Source organism: Sphingobium sp. BHU LFT2, from assembly GCF_018604485.1.
Classification (GTDB): Bacteria; Pseudomonadota; Alphaproteobacteria; order Sphingomonadales; family Sphingomonadaceae; genus Sphingobium; species Sphingobium yanoikuyae_A.
This window is the reverse complement of record NZ_JAFCGW010000005.1, coordinates 282,097-299,051: the sequence shown is the minus strand read 5'-3', so window position 1 is coordinate 299,051 and position 16,955 is coordinate 282,097. Positions and strand designations below refer to the sequence as shown.

At 67.0% G+C, this 16,955-nt stretch carries 14 protein-coding genes and 1 tRNA gene; 5 read left to right on the top strand and 10 right to left on the bottom strand.

Annotation, left to right across the window (positions count from 1 at the left end; translation table 11 throughout):
- Positions 1 to 18: 18 nt before the first annotated feature.
- A tRNA-Met gene (locus JQK15_RS13060) sits at positions 19 to 95 on the top strand.
- A gap of 60 nt (positions 96 to 155) precedes the next feature.
- On the opposite strand, the gene JQK15_RS13055 is transcribed toward JQK15_RS13060, so the two are convergent.
- The 7 genes from JQK15_RS13055 to pgeF all read right to left on the bottom strand — a co-directional run bounded on the left by JQK15_RS13055 (position 156) and on the right by pgeF (position 8,716).
- Positions 156 to 2,873 (bottom strand): xanthine dehydrogenase family protein molybdopterin-binding subunit, encoded by a 2,718-nt coding sequence (locus JQK15_RS13055; RefSeq protein ID WP_214865978.1) that lies wholly within the window; start codon positions 2,871 to 2,873, stop codon positions 156 to 158.
- Positions 2,870 to 3,349: a (2Fe-2S)-binding protein gene (locus tag JQK15_RS13050; protein ID WP_214865976.1), complete on the bottom strand. Its 480-nt coding sequence runs from the start codon at positions 3,347 to 3,349 to the stop codon at positions 2,870 to 2,872. Before JQK15_RS13050 ends, JQK15_RS13055 begins: the two co-directional genes overlap by 4 nt.
- The gene (locus JQK15_RS13045) at positions 3,346 to 4,215 is read right to left on the bottom strand and encodes an FAD binding domain-containing protein (protein ID WP_214865974.1); all 870 of its coding nucleotides are present in this window, start codon (positions 4,213 to 4,215) and stop codon (positions 3,346 to 3,348) included. Before JQK15_RS13045 ends, JQK15_RS13050 begins: the two co-directional genes overlap by 4 nt.
- Positions 4,212 to 4,883, bottom strand: coding sequence for an SRPBCC family protein (locus tag JQK15_RS13040; protein WP_214865972.1), 672 nt, complete (start codon positions 4,881 to 4,883; stop codon positions 4,212 to 4,214). The genes JQK15_RS13045 and JQK15_RS13040 overlap by 4 nt, the downstream gene beginning before the upstream one ends.
- A complete protein-coding gene (locus tag JQK15_RS13035) occupies positions 4,883 to 6,970 on the bottom strand; it encodes a PQQ-dependent dehydrogenase, methanol/ethanol family (protein WP_214865970.1) in 2,088 nt (695 codons plus the stop codon). The genes JQK15_RS13040 and JQK15_RS13035 overlap by 1 nt, the downstream gene beginning before the upstream one ends.
- A 154-nt stretch (positions 6,971 to 7,124) precedes the next feature.
- Positions 7,125 to 7,910, bottom strand: a complete 786-nt coding sequence (locus JQK15_RS13030) for a FadR/GntR family transcriptional regulator (RefSeq protein ID WP_214865968.1) — start codon at positions 7,908 to 7,910, stop codon at positions 7,125 to 7,127.
- Between the two features lie 44 nt (positions 7,911 to 7,954).
- Positions 7,955 to 8,716 (bottom strand): peptidoglycan editing factor PgeF, encoded by a 762-nt coding sequence (pgeF, locus tag JQK15_RS13025; RefSeq protein ID WP_214865966.1) that lies wholly within the window; start codon positions 8,714 to 8,716, stop codon positions 7,955 to 7,957.
- Between the two features lie 152 nt (positions 8,717 to 8,868).
- Here pgeF and JQK15_RS13020 point away from each other — a divergent pair, with 152 nt between their 5' ends.
- The 3 genes from JQK15_RS13020 to JQK15_RS13010 all read left to right on the top strand — a co-directional run bounded on the left by JQK15_RS13020 (position 8,869) and on the right by JQK15_RS13010 (position 13,214).
- Positions 8,869 to 10,431: an amino acid permease gene (locus JQK15_RS13020; protein ID WP_010338621.1), complete on the top strand. Its 1,563-nt coding sequence runs from the start codon at positions 8,869 to 8,871 to the stop codon at positions 10,429 to 10,431.
- A gap of 128 nt (positions 10,432 to 10,559) precedes the next feature.
- On the top strand, positions 10,560 to 10,958 hold the full coding sequence (locus JQK15_RS13015; RefSeq protein WP_214865964.1) for a DUF2946 family protein: 399 nt from the start codon (positions 10,560 to 10,562) through the stop codon (positions 10,956 to 10,958).
- Positions 10,959 to 11,045: 87 nt separating this feature from the next.
- The gene (locus JQK15_RS13010; RefSeq protein ID WP_214865962.1) at positions 11,046 to 13,214 is read left to right on the top strand and encodes a TonB-dependent receptor; all 2,169 of its coding nucleotides are present in this window, start codon (positions 11,046 to 11,048) and stop codon (positions 13,212 to 13,214) included.
- A 108-nt stretch (positions 13,215 to 13,322) separates the two neighbouring features.
- Here JQK15_RS13010 and JQK15_RS13005 read toward each other — a convergent pair whose 3' ends face one another.
- Entirely contained in the window at positions 13,323 to 14,594 is a 1,272-nt protein-coding gene (locus tag JQK15_RS13005; protein ID WP_004208963.1) for a multidrug effflux MFS transporter, read from the bottom strand.
- Positions 14,595 to 14,831: 237 nt separating this feature from the next.
- On the opposite strand from JQK15_RS13005, the gene JQK15_RS13000 reads away from it, so the two are divergent.
- Positions 14,832 to 15,128, top strand: coding sequence for an SEL1-like repeat protein (locus tag JQK15_RS13000; RefSeq protein ID WP_004208961.1), 297 nt, complete (start codon positions 14,832 to 14,834; stop codon positions 15,126 to 15,128).
- On the opposite strand, the gene JQK15_RS12995 is transcribed toward JQK15_RS13000, so the two are convergent.
- Together JQK15_RS12995 and JQK15_RS12990 are read right to left on the bottom strand one after the other, a co-directional pair.
- Positions 15,129 to 16,262: a GNAT family N-acetyltransferase gene (locus JQK15_RS12995; protein ID WP_214865960.1), complete on the bottom strand. Its 1,134-nt coding sequence runs from the start codon at positions 16,260 to 16,262 to the stop codon at positions 15,129 to 15,131. It lies immediately after the preceding gene.
- Positions 16,259 to 16,915, bottom strand: coding sequence for a glycerophosphodiester phosphodiesterase family protein (locus tag JQK15_RS12990; RefSeq protein WP_285236563.1), 657 nt, complete (start codon positions 16,913 to 16,915; stop codon positions 16,259 to 16,261). Before JQK15_RS12990 ends, JQK15_RS12995 begins: the two co-directional genes overlap by 4 nt.
- Positions 16,916 to 16,955 lie beyond the last annotated feature (40 nt).

Here is a 16,955-nt window from a genome sequence, read left to right as displayed (position 1 = left end):
CACACAAAAGCCCAGTGTCGCGGGATGGAGCAGCCCGGTAGCTCGTCAGGCTCATAACCTGAAGGTCGTAGGTTCAAATCCTACTCCCGCAACCAAATCACAACGCAGACACGCCGCCTCGGATATCCCCAAGGCGGCTTTTTTAAGCCCGGAAATCATCGCACCCGCTCGCCCCGCACCTTGGCGGTGCCGAATATCCCCATCCTGCACTTGCCGCTCACCACATCGCCGGCAAAGACCAGCTCATATTTAAGCGTGATCGCCATCGGCTTTGTCACCCTCATCTCCCAGCGGACCTGATCGCCGCTCAGTGTGCCGGCAAACGCCTGCGATCCCTGATCGGCCTCCAGCCGCCCCGTCACCCGGTCGCCCGAAACCTGGAAATGCGCCACCATCGGCTGCGGCCCCATCGGCGTCGCCAGCACCAGCTTCCACGCGCCGTCGATCCCGACCGGGGCGGCAGGCGCGACCGTCGGGGCAGGGGGCGCCGCCGGGGCAGGGGCATCGACCTCCGGTGCCCGATGGTCGGGATGGAAGCGGCTGACCGGACGTTCGGGCCAGGGCTGCCCTTCGATCACGGTCATCAGCTTGTCCGGCGTCAGCGGCAGGTCGACCGGAACCTCGCCGAACGGCGCCAGCGCATCGGCGATTGCATTGACCAGGGTGGGTGGGCCGATGATGCAGCCGCCCTCGCCAACGCCGCGAAAACCGCCTTCGGCCTGTGACGGCGTATCGGCATGGACATATTCGAAATCGGGCACGTCGAAGATCGTCGGCAGCGCATAATCCTTGAAGGTCGCCGCCGTCGGATTGCCCTGCGCATCGCGCGCGGCATCCTCCAGCAGCACGCTGCCGATCGCCTGGGCCAGGCCGCCGGCAATCTGCCCCTCGACGACGGCGGGGTTGATCATCACCCCGCAATCCTCGCTGCTGACCCAGCGCCGGATCGTCACGAAGCCGGTGTCGGCATCGACCTCGACGATGCAGGCATGGGCCGCGCTGGTGAAGGTCATGGGCGGCGGATCATAGCGATATTGCGCTTCCAGCCCGGTCTCCATGCCCGGCGGCAATCGCCCCGGTTCGCCATAGGCGATCTCGGCAATCTCGCGCAGCGTCCGCCGCATCTCCGGCGCACCGGCGACATGGACCATCCCGTCGGACAGGCTGACCGCCTCCGGACTGGCGTTGAGCAGATGGGCGGCCACCACCTTCACCTTGTCGGCGAGCAGGCGGCCGGCCCGGATCGCCGCACCGCCGCCGATCACCCCCTGACGACTGCCGCCCGCGCCGGGGCCGAAGCCGCCGCGCGAACTGTCGCCGTCAAAGATGGTGACGTCCTCGATTGGCACGCCCAACTGCTCGGCGATGCACTGTGCCATCGTCGTCTGGGTGCCATGCCCCTGCGAATGGACGCTCATCACCGCGACCACCCGTCCGGTCGGCTCGATCCGCAGCTGCGCCAGTTCGCCGGTCATCACCGCGATGCTGCCGGCCGCACCGGTCGGCTCGATATAGGCGGCGAGGCCCAGGCCCAGATAGCGCCCCTGTGCCCGCGCCGCCGCCTGTTCCGCGCGGAAGGCGGGCACGTCCACTACCGCCAGCAGCTTTTCCAGACATTGCGCCGGCGTGATGTCCTCGCGCGGGATGCCGAGCGGCGTGACCGACGGTTGGTCGGCGGCGGTGCAGAGATTGCGCCGGCGTAGCTCCACCGGATCGATGCCGATCTGCCGCGCTGCCCGGTCGAGCAAGGTCTCGCGCGCCAGCGTCTCGATCGCCCAGGGCCCGCGATAGGCGGCCAGCCCCGGCGTGTTGCTGTACCAGCCGCGGGACACGAAGCTGTAGGCGGGCATATTATAGGCCGACCACAGGAACATATGGACCGCGATATTGGCGTCCGCCCCCATCGGATAGGCGCCATTGTTAAGCGCATAATCGGCATGGCTGGCGATCAGCCGCCCGTCCGCGTCGAAGGCGGCGCGCAATGTCATTTCCTGCTCGCGCGCCTGGTTGGCGGCGGTCAGATTCTCGATCCGGTCCTCGATCCACTTGACCGGCCGGCGCAGCAGCATGGCGGCAAGGATGGCGGACACCTCCTCCATCCAGGGATGATTCTTGAGGCCGAAGGAGCCGCCGACATCCTTGGCAATCACCCGCACGCTCAGCCCCGGCCGGTCGAGCGCCAAGGTCAGCCAGCGCACCACCAGTTGCGGCCCGGCGCAGGTGATATGAACCAGCAATTCGCTCTCGCCCTGCAGGCTCGCCACCACGCCGCGCGTCTCCATCGGCGACTGGGCGATGCGCTGATGGCGGATCGACTGGCTGACCAGATGCGGCGCGCCCGCCAGCAGCGCCTCCAGCGCGGCATCGGCGTCCTCCTCGCCCATCAGCGCGGCGACATTGTCGTCGGTGTCGGGATGCACCTTGGGGCCAAGGCGCGCATCGTCCAGCGTGACGACCGCCGCTTCCTCGGCATAATCGACCACCACCAGGCTGGCGGCATCCTCGGCCAGATAGCGGTCGTCGGCGATCACCAGCGCGACCGGATGGCCGACATAGGCGACCCGTCCGTCGGCCAGCGGCGTCATCGCCACCTCCACCGGGCCAAGGAAGAAACTCAGCATGGTGACGCCGAACGGCGCCAGATCCGCCTGGGTCAGCACCGCATGAACGCCGGGCTGGGCACGCGCGACATCGGTGTCGATCGACCGGATCGTGCCGCGCGCGATCGGGCTGCGGACGAAGGCGGCGTGCAGCATGCCGGGCAGGATGATGTCGTCGACGAAGCTGCCGCGCCCGGTCAGCAGCCGGCCATCCTCCTTGCGCGGCACGCGCTGGCCGATGAAGCGCTGCGCGGAAATCGGCGGCGCATTCATGGCGTGCCATCCTCCGCCGCCAGTTGCCGGATCGCGCGGCGTATCCCCTGATAGCCGGTGCAGCGGCAGAGATGACCGGACATGGCCTCGGTCATCGCGGCTTCGTCGGGGCGAGAGTCATTCGCACGGAGCGCGGCCAGGGTCATGACGATGCCGGGCGTGCAGAAACCGCACTGCAGGCCGTGGCAGTCCTTGAGCGCCTGCTGCACCGGATGGAGCGTGCCGTCGGCCGCCGCCAGCCCCTCCACCGTGGTCAGGCTGCATCCATCGGCCTGCACCGCCAGCATCAGGCAGGATCGCACTGCGCGCCCGTCTACGATCACCGTGCAGGCGCCGCACACCCCCTGTTCGCAGCCGACATGCACGCCGGTATAGCCCGCCGCCTCGCGCAGCCAGTCGCTCAGCATCAGCCGCCCGTCCACCAGCCCGCGATGCTGCTGGCCGTTCACCGTCATCGAAATGCGATGCTCGCTCATGCCGCCAGCCTCCGGTCGAGCGCCTGCGCCAGGCTGCTGGCAAAGATGCGCCGGCCGACGCTGCGTCGATAGGCGGCGCTGGCATGGCCGTCGTCAATCGGCGCGCTGTCGGCGATCGCCAGATCGGCAATGGCCTGCACATCGATCCGGTCGATCGCCTGGCCGACCAGCGCCTGCTCCGTCTGCCGCGCGCGCATCGGCGTCGGCCCCATGCCGAACCAGGCGATGCCCGCCCGTTCGATCCGGCCTTCCGCGATCGCCAGCGCGCCGACCAGCCCGACCAGCGCGAAATCGCCGGGCCGCCGCGCCACTTCGCGGAACAGCGGCACCGCATCCGCCGGCCAGGCGGGATAATCGATCGCCACCAGCATCTCGTCCGGCGCGATCGCGGTCGCATAGGGGCCAAGATAGAGGTCGGCGGCGGCCATGGTCCGCGCGCCGCGCACCGACCACAGCGTCATGGACGCCCCCAGCGCCACCGCCGTCGCGGGCATTTCCGCTGCCGGTTCACCCAGCGCGATCGACCCGCCGATTGTCCCGCGATTGCGGGTCTGGTGATGGCCGACATGGGCCAGCGCCGTGACGAAGACCGGCAAGGCCTGTGCCAGCAGGGGATTGGCCAGCGCGTCGGCCTGCCGCGTCGCCGCGCCGATCCGCAGGCCACCGGCATGGGGGGCGATGCCCTGCAATTCGGGCAGATGGCCGATGTCGATCAGGATGAAGGGCTGGCTCATGCGCAGCGCCAGCAACGGCATCAGCGTCTGCCCGCCCGCCAGCAATTGCGCGCCGCCCCCGGCCTCGGCCAGCAGGGCGCAGCCATGGTCGATGCTGGTGGCGCGAACATAGTCGAACGGCGCGGGCTTCATCGCCGCCCCCTGCGCCCGGCCTCGAACCCGGCCAGCGCCGTCACCGCCAGCAACAGGCCGATCGCCACCATGCCGGTGCCCGCCACGCCGCTGCGCTCCAGCAGCACCCCGGTCGCCAGCGCCAGCAAAAGCGCGATGATCCAGCCCCAGGGATGGCCGCCCGCCGATGGCGGAGCCTGCACCGGCGCCGCCACTGCCGCGACCGGTCCATCCTCCGCCGGCACGGTGCCGCCGCTGACCACCGCGTTGAAGTTGCGAAAAAATTGCCCCGCCAGCTGCTTTGCCGTCGCGTCGATGATCGGTCCACCCAGCTGCGCCAGCCGGCCGCCGACCTCGGCCTCGACCGCATAGGACAGGCGCGTGGCCCGGCCATCGTCGGCCAGCGTCACCTTCGCGCCGCCCCTGGCATGGCCCACCGTGCCGCCCTGTCCCTCGCCGCTGATGCGATAGCCATTGGGGGCGTCGATCTCCGACAGGGTGACGGTGCCGGCAAAGCGCGCGCCGATCGGCCCGATCTTCACCGCGATCTCGGCCCGCAACCGGTCCTCGCCGTCGCGTTCCAGCGACTGGCAGCCGGGAATGCACTGGCGCAGCACCGCCGGATCATTGAGCGCCTGCCATACCGCGTCGCGCGTCGCGGCGATCCGCTCCTCGCCGGTCATCCGCATCAGAAGCGCGCCGCCGTCGCTGTGTCGGTATCGGGCTTGCGCGTGCCCAGCGCCTCGCGCGCGGTGGCGCGCAGGTAGGACCAGATATTGTGGATCTGCGCCTTGCCCAGCGGGAAGCGCGGCATGCCCCGTTCGGCCAGCGCGCCTTCCTGCACCACCTGGTAGAAATTCTCCTCCGACAGCGACAGGGCGGATTCGCGCAGGTCCGGTCCCGGCGCGCCGGCGCCCTTGAACGCCATGCCGTGACAGGCGCCGCAGATGAAACCCATCTCCTTGCCGGCTGCCACCGCCTTTTCGTCCAGCACGATGCTGGGATCGTCGAGCGCATGGACCGCCATGTCGCGCGGTGGCGATGGCGCCAGCCGCGCCTTGCCGCCGATCGCGAAGCTCAGCAGGCGGCGGGGCTGGGCGCCATATTTCCAGCCGACATTCAATATCTCGCTCGCCGCCGCGGTGGTGCCGCCCCAGCCGACCAGCAGCGACACATATTGGGTGTCGCCGATGGCATAGCTCATCGGGGCGCCGATAATCCCCAGTCCCGCATCGAAGCGCCACATTTCCTTGCCGCTCGCCGCGTCATGCGCGCGGACATAGCCGTCGGCGGTCCCCTGGAACACCAGCCCGCCTGCCGTCGCCAGCGTCCCGCCATTCCACAGATGGGGCCGCGCCATGCGCCAGCGCGCCTTCTGCGCCACCGGATCCCACGCCAGCAACGCACCGGTCAGGTCATCCTTGTCGCGCTTTTGCGTGATGAAGCTGGCGCTGGCCCCGGTGATGCTGGCCAGGAACCCCTTGTCCGCCTTCGCGTAGCGGGCGCCGGCCTGCATATAGGGGATATAAGCCAGACCCGTCTGCGGGCTGTAGCTCATCGCCTGCCAGTTATGGCTGCCCAATGTGCTGGGATAGATGTCGACCGGCCCGTCCTGATAATGGGCGTTGGCGGTCTCCACCGGGCGTCCCGTGGCCATGTCGATATGGCTGGCCCAGTTCACCTTGCCGACCTTCTCGGTCGAGATGAGTTTTCCGGTCTCGCGGTCCAGCACATAGAAGAAGCCGTTGGTCGGCTGCTGCATCAGCACCCGTCGCGGCTTCCCGTCGATCGTGACGGTCGCGGCGATCATGTTGGCGGTCGCCTTGTAATCCCAGCTTTCGCGGGGGTTCTGCTGATAATGCCAGAGATATTTACCGCTATCGGCGTCCAGCGCGACGATCGAGGCGACGAACAGATTGTCGCCGCCGCCCGGACTGCGCTTTTCCGGATCATAGGGGCCGGCATTGCCGACGCCCAGATAGATGCGGTTGAGATCCGGGTCGAAGGTCATGCCGTTCCACACCGTGCCGCCGGTGCCGGTCTTCCAGTAGGAACCGTTCCAGCTCTTGGCTGCCATTTCCATCACCGGGTCGCCGGCATTCTGCTCCGGGCTGCCCGGCACCGTCCAGAAACGCCAGACCTGCGCCCCGGTCTTCTGGTCATAGGCGGTGACGAAGCCGCGCTGGCCGATATCCGCGCCGCCATTGCCGATGATGACCTTGCCGTTGAAGGTGCGCGGCGCGCCGGTCAGGCTGTGCATCGTGCCGGGCGGCAGCGTGTTGACGCTCCAGGCGACCGCGCCGGTCCTGGCATCCAGCGCAATCAGCCGGCCGTCCAGCACGCCGATGAAGACGCGGCCATTGTCGTAAGCGACACCGCGATTGACGCCCATGCCCATCGCCTGCCGGGTCGGACTGACCTTCCAGATTTCCGGATCATATTTCCAGATCAGCCTGCCGCTCGCCCCGTCGACGGCATAGACCGCGCCATAGCTGCCGCTGAAATAGAGGATGCCGTTCACCGCCAGCGGGGTCGCCTCCAGCGATACCTCGCCCTCCAGATCGAGTGACCAGGCCAGGCCCAGCTTGCGGATATTGGCGGTGTTGATCGCGCTCAGCTGGCTATAGCCGCTCTCGTCGGCGCTGCCGCCGACACCGGGCCAGTCGGCCCCCGTGCCGGTCTGCACCACCTGCTGCGCCACCAGCCCGGCGGCCGACGCCGCCAGCGCCAGTCCCGCCACCGTCCGCACCAGAAACAGCCCGCGCGTCCCCCGCATCCGCTCTCTCCCGTCCTGCCCGCTTGCCGCGATGCCCCTTTGACTGAACAGGTGTTTAGTTTTTGTCGCTCAGCCGGTCAAGCAGGCGCAGGCCATCGCCCGCGGGCATCGCCCCGGTGCTGTCATCATCGCTGTCAATTTTGCCCTGTCGGGATCAGTCCGCGCCGGGGGCGAAGCGGGCGCGGGTCGATTGCGCCGCCTTGCGCGCTTCCTCGACCGCTGCCTCTTCGGTCGCGAACAGCAGATGGTCGATCACCGCCGCCAGATGGCCGCGCATCGCCGCCCGCGCCGCCGCCGGATCGTGCGCCCGGATCGCCTGGGCGATGACGCGATGCTCCTCGACAACCGGCGTCACCTTGGCGGCACGGGCCTTGGCGAGCAGCAGCCGCGATTCCGGCGCGCTCGCCCGCATTTCCCACAGCCGCGCGACACTGTCGACCAGCGCTGCGTTGCGCGTCGCCTGCGCGATCAGCATGTGAAATTGCTGGTCGACCGCATAGGCATCGCCATCGCGCAGATTCTCGCTGGCGATCTGCGCGACCAGCCGGTCCAGTTCGTCCAGTTCGTCCGGCCGGGCATGGAGCGCCGCCAGCGCCGCCGCCTCGCCCTCGATCGCCAGTCGCGCCTCCATCAGTTCGAAGGCGGTGATGCTGAACCGTGGCGTCTCGGTCGCCTGGCGATCGGCGCCGGGAATCCGCACCACATAGGCGCCCGATCCGACCCGCACCTCGACCAGTCCCTGCACCTCCAGCGCGATGATCGCCTCGCGCACGGTCGGGCGGCTGACATCATGCTCGATCGCCAGTTCGCGCTCGGGCGGCAGCCGGTCGCCCACGGCATAGCGGCCACCCGCCAGGTCCGCGAGCAACCGCCGGGCCAGTTGCTGATAAAGGCGGCTGCCATCGCCGACGTCCGGCAGGGTCTGGGAAGAACTGGTCATGTCAGCCCCTCTCATGCGCTACTCTGCCCGGCTTTTGAAGCCCCTCAGCCGGGTAGGGCGATCATCGATATCTGCCGGCCATAATCGCTTTCCTGCGCATGGCAGGACCGGCGATAGCTGAAGAAGCGATCGGCCTGGCTATAGGTGTCCTCGTCCAGCAGGCTGATCCGCCCGATCCCCGCCGCCTGCAGCCGCGACGCGACATAGGCGGCGATGTCGAACTGGCAGTGGCGGGCCCGTCCGGCGCTGAAGAATCGCGCATTGTCGGCGTCGTCCCGCTCGAACCGCTCGGCAAAGTCCAAAGTCACCTCGTAGGAAGCACGCCCGATGCAGGGGCCGATGGCGCAGGCGATGCCCGCGCGCGTCGCGCCCAGCATCTCCATCGCCGAGATCGTCCGGTCGGTGACGCCGCTGATCGCGCCCTTCCAGCCGGCATGGGCCGCGCCGATCACCCCAGCTTCCCGGTCGGCGAACAGCACCGGCACGCAGTCGGCGGTCAATATGCCCAGGATCAGCCCCGGCGTGCGGGTCACCATCGCATCCGCCTCGGGCCGTTCATCCTCGGCGATCGGCGCGGTCACGGTCACCACATCGGGCGAATGGACCTGCCGCACCGTCACCAGCGTCGCGCCGGGGAGCAGCGCGTCACGCGCCAGATCGCGGTTGCGCAGGATCGCCAGCCGGTCGTCCTCAGATCCCAGCCCGACATTCAAACCGGCGCACACCCCGGTCGATACGCCCCCCTGTCGTCCGGCAAAGCCATGCGGGACATCGCCCAGCGCGGGCGCCCGCAGCAACTCGATCATAAAATTTCCTTCGCGCGTTCAGTGAAGAAGCATGTCTCAGAAGCGCAACATACTTGCGCATGGCGGATTAGGCGATAGTCTCCCGTCCCACAGAAAAGGGGGGGCGGCTTGCGCGTCGCCCGGGCAGAAGACTCCAATAAAGGGTTTCATTGATGATTTTCGGGCGCGTTAAGCCTCTCGACGCCATATTGGCGACGGCAGAGAAAAAATCACTGCATCGCTCACTGGGCGCATTCCAACTCACCATGCTGGGCATCGGCGCCGTCATCGGCACCGGCATTTTCGTGCTGACGGCCGAAGCCGCGCAAAAGGCGGGGCCGGGCATGATGCTCTCCTTCGTCATTGCCGGCTTCGTCTGCGCGGTCGCCGCGCTCTGCTATGCCGAAATGGCGGCCATGGTCCCGGTCTCGGGTTCGGCCTATACCTACAGCTATGCGGTGATGGGCGAACTGATCGCCTGGATGGTCGGCTGGGCGCTGATCCTCGAATATGCGGTTGCCGCCGGCGCCGTGTCGGTGGGCTGGTCCGGCTACGTCGTTGGCCTGATCGAACATACATTCCATCTCGACATACCCGACCTGCTGACGCGCGGGCCGTTCGATGGCGGCATGGTCAACCTGCCGGCGATGCTGATCGCGTCGCTCGTCACCTGGCTGCTGGTCATCGGCACCAAGGAAAGCGCCACCGTCAACGCGGTGCTGGTCGCGATCAAGGTGTCGGCGCTGACCCTGTTCATCGTCCTGTCGGTGCCGGTCATGAACATGAAGGGCTTCACCCCGTTCATGCCGCTCGGCTTCTCGGGCGTGTCGGCCGCCGCCGCCTCGATCTTCTTCGCCTATGTCGGCTTCGACGCGGTTTCGACCGCAGCGGAGGAAACCAAGAATCCGCAGCGCAACATGCCGATCGGCCTCATTGGCTCGCTCGCCATCTGCACCATCTTCTACATGCTGGTGGCCGCCGGCGTGATCGGCACCGTCGGCGCACAGCCGGTCTATGGCCCGGCCGGCGAAGTCCTCGCCCCCGGTTCGACTGCCCTGTCGCAGCAGTGCGCCGCCCTGGCCGCTGCCGGCACCGAAGCCGTCACCTGCTCGAAGGAAGCGCTGGCCTGGACCCTGCGTGAAATCGGCTGGCCCCAGATCGGCAACCTGCTCGGCCTCGCCGCCGGCCTGGCCCTGCCTTCGGTCATCCTGATGATGATGTTCGGCCAGACCCGCATCTTCTTCGTCATGAGCCGCGACGGCCTGCTGCCGGAACTCTTCTCGAAGGTGCATCCGACCTACAAGACGCCGCACGTCATCACCATCCTGACCGGCATCTTCGTGGCGCTGTTCGCCGCCTTCTTCCCGGTCGGCATTCTGGCGGACATCTCCAACTCGGGCACGCTGTTCGCCTTCGCCGCCGTGTCGATCGCGGTGATGCGCTTGCGCAAGACCGATGCGGACCGCAAGCGTCCGTTCCGCACCCCGGCCATCTATATCACCGCGCCGATCGCCATTGCCGGCTGCGCCTATCTCTTCTGGAGCCTGGGCGTCGAAACCAAGCTGATGTTCGTCGGCTGGGCGACGCTCGGCCTGATCGTCTACTTCGCCTATAGCCGCAGCCGTAGCCATGTCGGCCGGGGCGTGGTCGATGTGGCGGAGGCTGGCGCGGGCATCCCGCCCCAGCCGGTGCCGCCGCTGCCGGGCGCGCACACGCCGGGCGGCCAGGACGCCTGATCGGCCTGACGATCGATGGAAGGAAGGGGCGGGAAACCGCCCCTTTTTTCTTGGGTGCCGCTGCCGGCTCGACCCCTGCGACCTTTTGTCTTGGTGACAGGCGGCGGGGGCCGGGCTAGGCCGTCCCCATGGGGAGCCTGCGCGCCTATCTTCAGCAGCATCGGGGGCAAGCGCTGGCGCTTGTCCTGCTGGCGCTGTGCATGAAGGCCTTGCTGCCCGGCGGCTTCATGCTGGCGCAGCAGCAGCGCCGTTTGGTGATCCAGTTCTGCCATGACGCCGCGATCGGCAGCACCGCCTCGCAGGTGATCGTGCCGTTGCAGGCCGATCCCGATCATCAGCCGGCCGATGCGGCCAAGCGCACATGTCCCTACGGCGCGCTTTCCATGGCCTCGCTTGACGGCGCCGATCCGTTGATCCTGGCGCTTGCGATCGCCTTCGCGCTGCTGCTCGGCTTCGCGCCGGTGCGGCCGCCGGCGCTCGTGCGCGCGGGTCATTTGCGCCCCCCTTTGCGCGGACCACCCGCCTGATCTGACCATCGCCGTGCAGCCGCGCGGCCTTTCTTTCAGATCAAGCGCCCCTGCCGCGAAGGCAGGCGCGCGCAAACCAGGTTTCCGATGAAGACATCTCTCGTCGCAATCGCCGCATCGCTGGCATTGCTCCCCACCCATGTCGCCGCGCAGGACAGCCTGCCGGCCGATCCTGCCACCGCCGATGACGCGGCCCCGCCGCTTCAGACCCGCTTCGACGGGGCGGCGCTCGATATCGGCAGCGCGCCGCTCAACGGCGCCCGGCTTGGCAGCGGCACATTGCGCCGCCGGGCCCTGTCGAGCAGCGACACCGCAGCCATCCTCGCCAGCCTGCCCGGCGTCGCGGCCAATGGCGGCGGCGGCTTTTCCTCCATGCCGGCGCTGCGTGGCCTGACCGAACAGCGGATTCGCATCACGCTTGACGGTATCCCGGTCGACATCGCCTGTCCCAACGACATGAACACGCCGCTTTCCTATACCGATCCGCAGACAGTCGGCAGCATCGCGGTCGTGCCGGGTGTCTCGCCGGTCAGCATGGGCGGTGACAATATCGCCGGCATCATCGCCGTCGAAAGCGCGATGCCGCGCTTCGCCGTCGATGGCGGCACCCTGGTCACGGGGGAGGCCTCCAGCTTCTATCGCAGCAATGGCGACGCCTTTGGCGGCGGCGTCACGCTGACGGTCGCGGGCAAGCGGATCAGCGCCACCTATAGCGGCTCCTACACCCAGTCCGACAATTATGACGGCGGCGGCGACCGGGGCGTGGTGCGTTCGACCGAATATGCCAAGACCGACCATCAGCTGGCGCTCGCCGCCCAGACCCGCCTTGGCCTGTTCGAGCTGAAGGGCGGCTATCATTTTTCGCCTTATGAGGGCTTTCCGAACCAATATATGGACATGACCTCGAACAAGTCCTGGTTCCTCAACGGCCGCTATCGCGGCACCTTCGCCTGGGGCGATGTCGATGCCAGCGTCGGCTATCGCGACACCGCCCATCGGATGGACTTCCTCGCCGACAAGCAGCCCGGCTCCATGCCGATGAACACGCAGATCCACAGCTTCACTTCGGCGGTGAAGCTGAGCCTTCCGGTCGGCCCGCACGACACGCTGCGCGTGGGGGGAGACTATCAGCATCAGGGTATGGACGACTGGTGGCCGCCGGTCGCCGGATCGATGATGATGGGCCCCAATCCCTATATCAACATCAACAATGGCCGGCGCGACCGGCTGGGCCTGTTCGGCGAATGGGAATCGCACTGGACCGATCGGCTTTCCACCTCGATCGGCGCGCGCTTCGATCGGGTGCGGATGAATACGGGTGACGTCCAGCCCTATGGCACCGGCATGATGAACATGGCCGACGCCATGGCGGCCGAAGCCTTCAATGCGCGGAGCCATCGCCGCACCGACAACAACTGGAGCGCGACCGCGCTGGCGAGCTGGCAGGCGTCCGACCTGCTCGCCTTTGAACTGGGCTATGCGCACAAGAGCCGCGCGCCCAATCTCTACGAACGCTATGCCTGGGGCCGGGGTGCGATGGCCAGCCAGATGATCGGCTGGTATGGCGACGGCAATGGCTATGTCGGCAATCTCGACCTCAAGTCGGAACAGGCCGACACCGTCAGCGCCGCGCTGCGTCTGACCGCGAAGGGCGGGGCGACGCTGAAGATCTCGCCCTATTATACCCGCGTGAACGACTATATCGACGCGGTCCATCTCCAGGATCTGACCGACATGATGGGCATGCCCAGCGGCTTCGTGCAGCTGCAATTCGCCAATCAGGATGCCCAATTTTACGGCGTCGATGTCAGCGCCAGCGTGCCGCTCCAGCGCAGCGCCCATGTCGAAACCAGCTTCACCGCCAGCGCTGCTTATGTCCATGGCCGGAATCTGTCGGATGGCGGCTCGCTCTACCGCCAGATGCCGCTCGACCTGAAGATGGGCCTCGCCCACCGCATCGATGCTCTGGAACTGGGCGCCGATGTCGAATTTGTCGCCGACAAGAATCGCGTCGACGCCACCCGCAACGAACCGCGCACGCGCGGCTATGCGCTGGTCGACTTGCGCGCCGGCTATACGCTGCCGCTTTGGGCCAAGGGGCTGAAGCTGACGGTCGAGGCGAAGAATCTCTTCGACGCCGGCTATGACCTGCCGCTCGGCGGCATGTCACTGGGCGATTATGGCGCGACCGGCACGCTGCGCCCGGTGCCGGGCATGGGCCGCTCGATCAATCTGGGCCTCAGCACGCGCTTCTGAGGAACCGGCCGGGCGCATCGTATCGGTGCGCCCGGCCTCCCAATCAGGATACACTCCGTGGGCGGCCGGGTGGGGCTGTGGGCCGGTGCGGACTTTCCAACCAGAAAGTCAGTGCATCGCCTCATATTCCTCGCGCAGCGCGTTGAGGTGCGGCCGGGTGAACAGCTTGCCGCGCTCCGCCCAGAAGACGATCAGCAGCGATCCCGATCCGAACACCAGCAGCCCCAGCGTGAAGGGCAGGGTGGTCCCGTCGAAGGCGCGGCCGACCAGGCTGCCCAGCGCGCTCGACACCGCGGTCGTCAGGAACGCCTGGAAGGAGGAGGCGACGCCCGCCCCCTTGGAGAAGGGCTCCATCGAGATTGCGCTGAAATTGGACGCGGTGAACGCCACCGTCATCATCGTCATCGCCTGCAGGACCATGAAGGTGACGATCGTTTCCTGCCCGGCCAGGATCACCGCCAGATGCACCGCCGCGATCAGGATGAAGGCGATCAGCGCGCTCTGGCTCAGCCGTCGCGCGCCGAAGCGCGAGACCAGCCGGCTGTTGACCAGGCTGCCGATCCCCATGCTGCCGGCGATCGTCGCAAAGGCGAGCGGGAAGATCTTCTGCGCATGGAACACGTCGAAGAAGATCTGCTGCACCGACAGGATGAAGCCAATGAGGCCGCTCATCACCACGCCGCTCGCCAGCATGTAACCGATCGAGCTGCGCGTGCGGAAGATCGTGCCGACCGTCTGGAGGATGGTGCGCGGGTTGATGCGGATGCGATTGTCGGGATGCAGCGTCTCGGGCAGGCGGATCGCCATCCAGCCTAGGATCGCGGTCGCCAGGATCGCCAGCACCCAGAAGATCCAGCGCCACGGCGCGATCCACAATATCGCCTGGCCGAAACTGGGTGCCATCACCGGGATCAACATGAACACCGCGAAGATCAGCGACATGACCCGCGCCATCGCGTCGCCCTTGAACCGGTCGCGGATGATGCCGACGGTGATGACGCGGCTCGCCCCGGCAAAGAAGCCGGCGCTGGTCCGCGCGATCAGCAACATGGTGAAGCTGTGCGCCCCGGCACAGGCGATCGAGGACAGGATGAACAATATCATCGCCCCGCCCAGCACCTTCTTGCGCCCGAACTGGTCGGACAGCACGCCGAACAGCAGCGATCCCACGCCCAGCCCCATGAAGTAGAAGCTGATGATCAACTGCCGGTCATTGGGGTTGGCGATATGCAGGTCGCGGCCGATATCGGGCAGGGCCGGCAGCATCGGATCGATCGACAGCGCATTCATCGCCATCAGGCACGCACACAGCAGCACGAACTCGCGGAAATGAATATCCTTTGCGGCAGGCTGCGCGCCCATGGGGGAATTTTCGGCCATCACTGGCCTATGCGGACAATCGCCCGGCGGCGCCAGCCCCAACGCGCTTATTTCCGCCCCTCATCGCCCACCTGTCATCGCCCACCGGGCATTAACCCTGCCGCATCCAGCAGCTTCGGGCAAACTGCGCAAATATGCCGATTTTGTCGTTAACCATTTTTTACGGCCTGCCGGGCATTCTGCCCCCACTCGCAAACCAAAGGTTGGAACATTGGGTTAGGGATACAGGGGAAGATCATGGCAAATAGTCTCAAAAGTGCGCAGTTTTTGATGGATAGTCGTCTGGCCGGTGCGGCCCACGGCTCGGCAGAGGCCTGTTTCGAACTGGGCGTCGCCTATAGCTGCGGCACCGGGGGCATGCCGATCGACCTGGTCGAGGCGCATAAATGGTTCAACCTTGCGGCCCGTGGCGGCAGCGAAGCCGGCCAGAGCATGCGCGCCGAGATCGCCGAGGAAATGACCGCGCGCGAGATTGCCGAGGCTCAGCGCCAGGCCCGCGCCTGGATCGTCGCGACCGAAGTCCGCGCCGCCTGATCAGCCTTCCTTGCGGAAGGGCGTTCTTTCATTGAGCCACAGACGATCGCGCTGCACTTCCTCCCGTTCGGCGTCGAGGAAACCCGCCACCGCCCGGCGAAAGCTCGCATTGGGAATATGATGCGCCGAATAGGTGGGCTGCGGCGCATAGCCGCGCGCCAGCTTGTGGCCGCCCTGCGCGCCCGCCTCGACCCGGTCGAGCCCGCGCGCGATCGCCGCATCGATCGCCTGATAATAGCATAGCTCGAAATGCAGGTTGGGCACGTCCTCGCGGCATCCCCAATAGCGGCCATAGAGCGTATCTTCGCCGATCAGGTTCAGCGCCCCGGCAATCGCCTGGCCCTCGCGCAGCGCCAGCATCAGCAATATCTTGTCCGCCATCGTCTCGCCCAGGATCGAGAAGAAGGACCGGGTCAGATAGGGCCTGCCCCATTTGCGCGCGCCGGTATCCTGATAGAAATCCCAGAATATGTCCCAATGCGCTTCGGTCAGGTCGCGTCCGGTCAAGTGGACGACCTCCAGCCCTTCGACCGCGCGCCGCCTTTCCTTGCGGATATTCTTGCGCTTCTCGCTCGACAACTCGGTCAGGAAATCCTCGAACCCGGCATAGCCCCTATTGTGCCAGTGAAATTGGCTGTCCTCGCGAATCAGCCAGCCCGCCGCCTCGAACAGCGCGATCTGGTCGGGATCGACGAAGGTCGCATGCGCCGATGACAGGGCGTTGCGCTCGACCAACGTCTCGATTCCCGCGATCAGCGCCGGCCCCAGCGTCGAATCGTGCAGCAGCAATCGGGGGCCGGGCACGGGCGAGAAGGGCGCCGCGATCTGTATTTTCGGATAATATTGGCCGCCCGCCCGTTCCCAGGCATCGGCCCAGCCATGGTCGAACACATATTCGCCTTGGCTGTGGGTCTTGGCATAGAGCGGCGCAGCGGCCGCGATCATCCCGTCCGGCCCGTCGATGACGATCGGCAAGGGTTGCCATCCGGTGCCCGGCCCGACGCTTCCAGACCGCTCCAGGGCGGTCAGGAAATCCCAGCTGACGAAGGGATTGGCGCTGCCGGCACAGGCATCCCATTGCGCCTTGGGCAGGTCGGCGACGCCACCGGCGATGCGCGCGACAAATTCGCTCATGCCATCTCCTCGAAGATGATCTGGTCGACATGGACGGCGGCGATGGCTCGCTGCGCGTCGCTGCGCACCGTCCAGCTCAACACCGGCAGCCCCCGGCAGCGAGCGGCATCGGCGAAGCGGAAGGGCAAGTCACGGATATCACAGGCCAGAAAATCGGGATTGGCCAGCCAAAGTGCAAGGGTGCGGTCGAAAAGCGCGCGCAGCCGCCCCTTGTTCTGGCTGCTGCTCACCAGCCCGCGCACCAAGTCCGGCCGATGCCGTGCAAACCAGCGCATCGCCAGCGGGTTGAACGACATCACCGCCACCGGCTGATCGCGGCCGTCGAGCGTCCTTGCCACCGCAGAGCAGGTCGGCGCGACATCGCGTCCCTCGACCTTTATCTCGATCAGCAGCGGCGTCGTGATACAGGCATCGAGCAGTGCGGTAAGGCGCGGGATCGCGCCGCCATCGGGCAGGCGCAGCGCGTCCAGTTCTGCCGCATCGCGATCCGCCACGGCACCTAGCTGCCCGGTCATTCGCATCAGGCTGGCGTCATGAAAGACGAAGGGCTGGCCATCACGGCTCAGCCGGACATCGCATTCGATGCCCAGCCCCTTGGCGATGGCGGCATCGAACGCCGCCATGCCATTTTCGCTGATGCCCGCCCGATGCAGCCCGCGATGGGCGAAGGGGCGGGCGGTCAGCCAGTCGGGC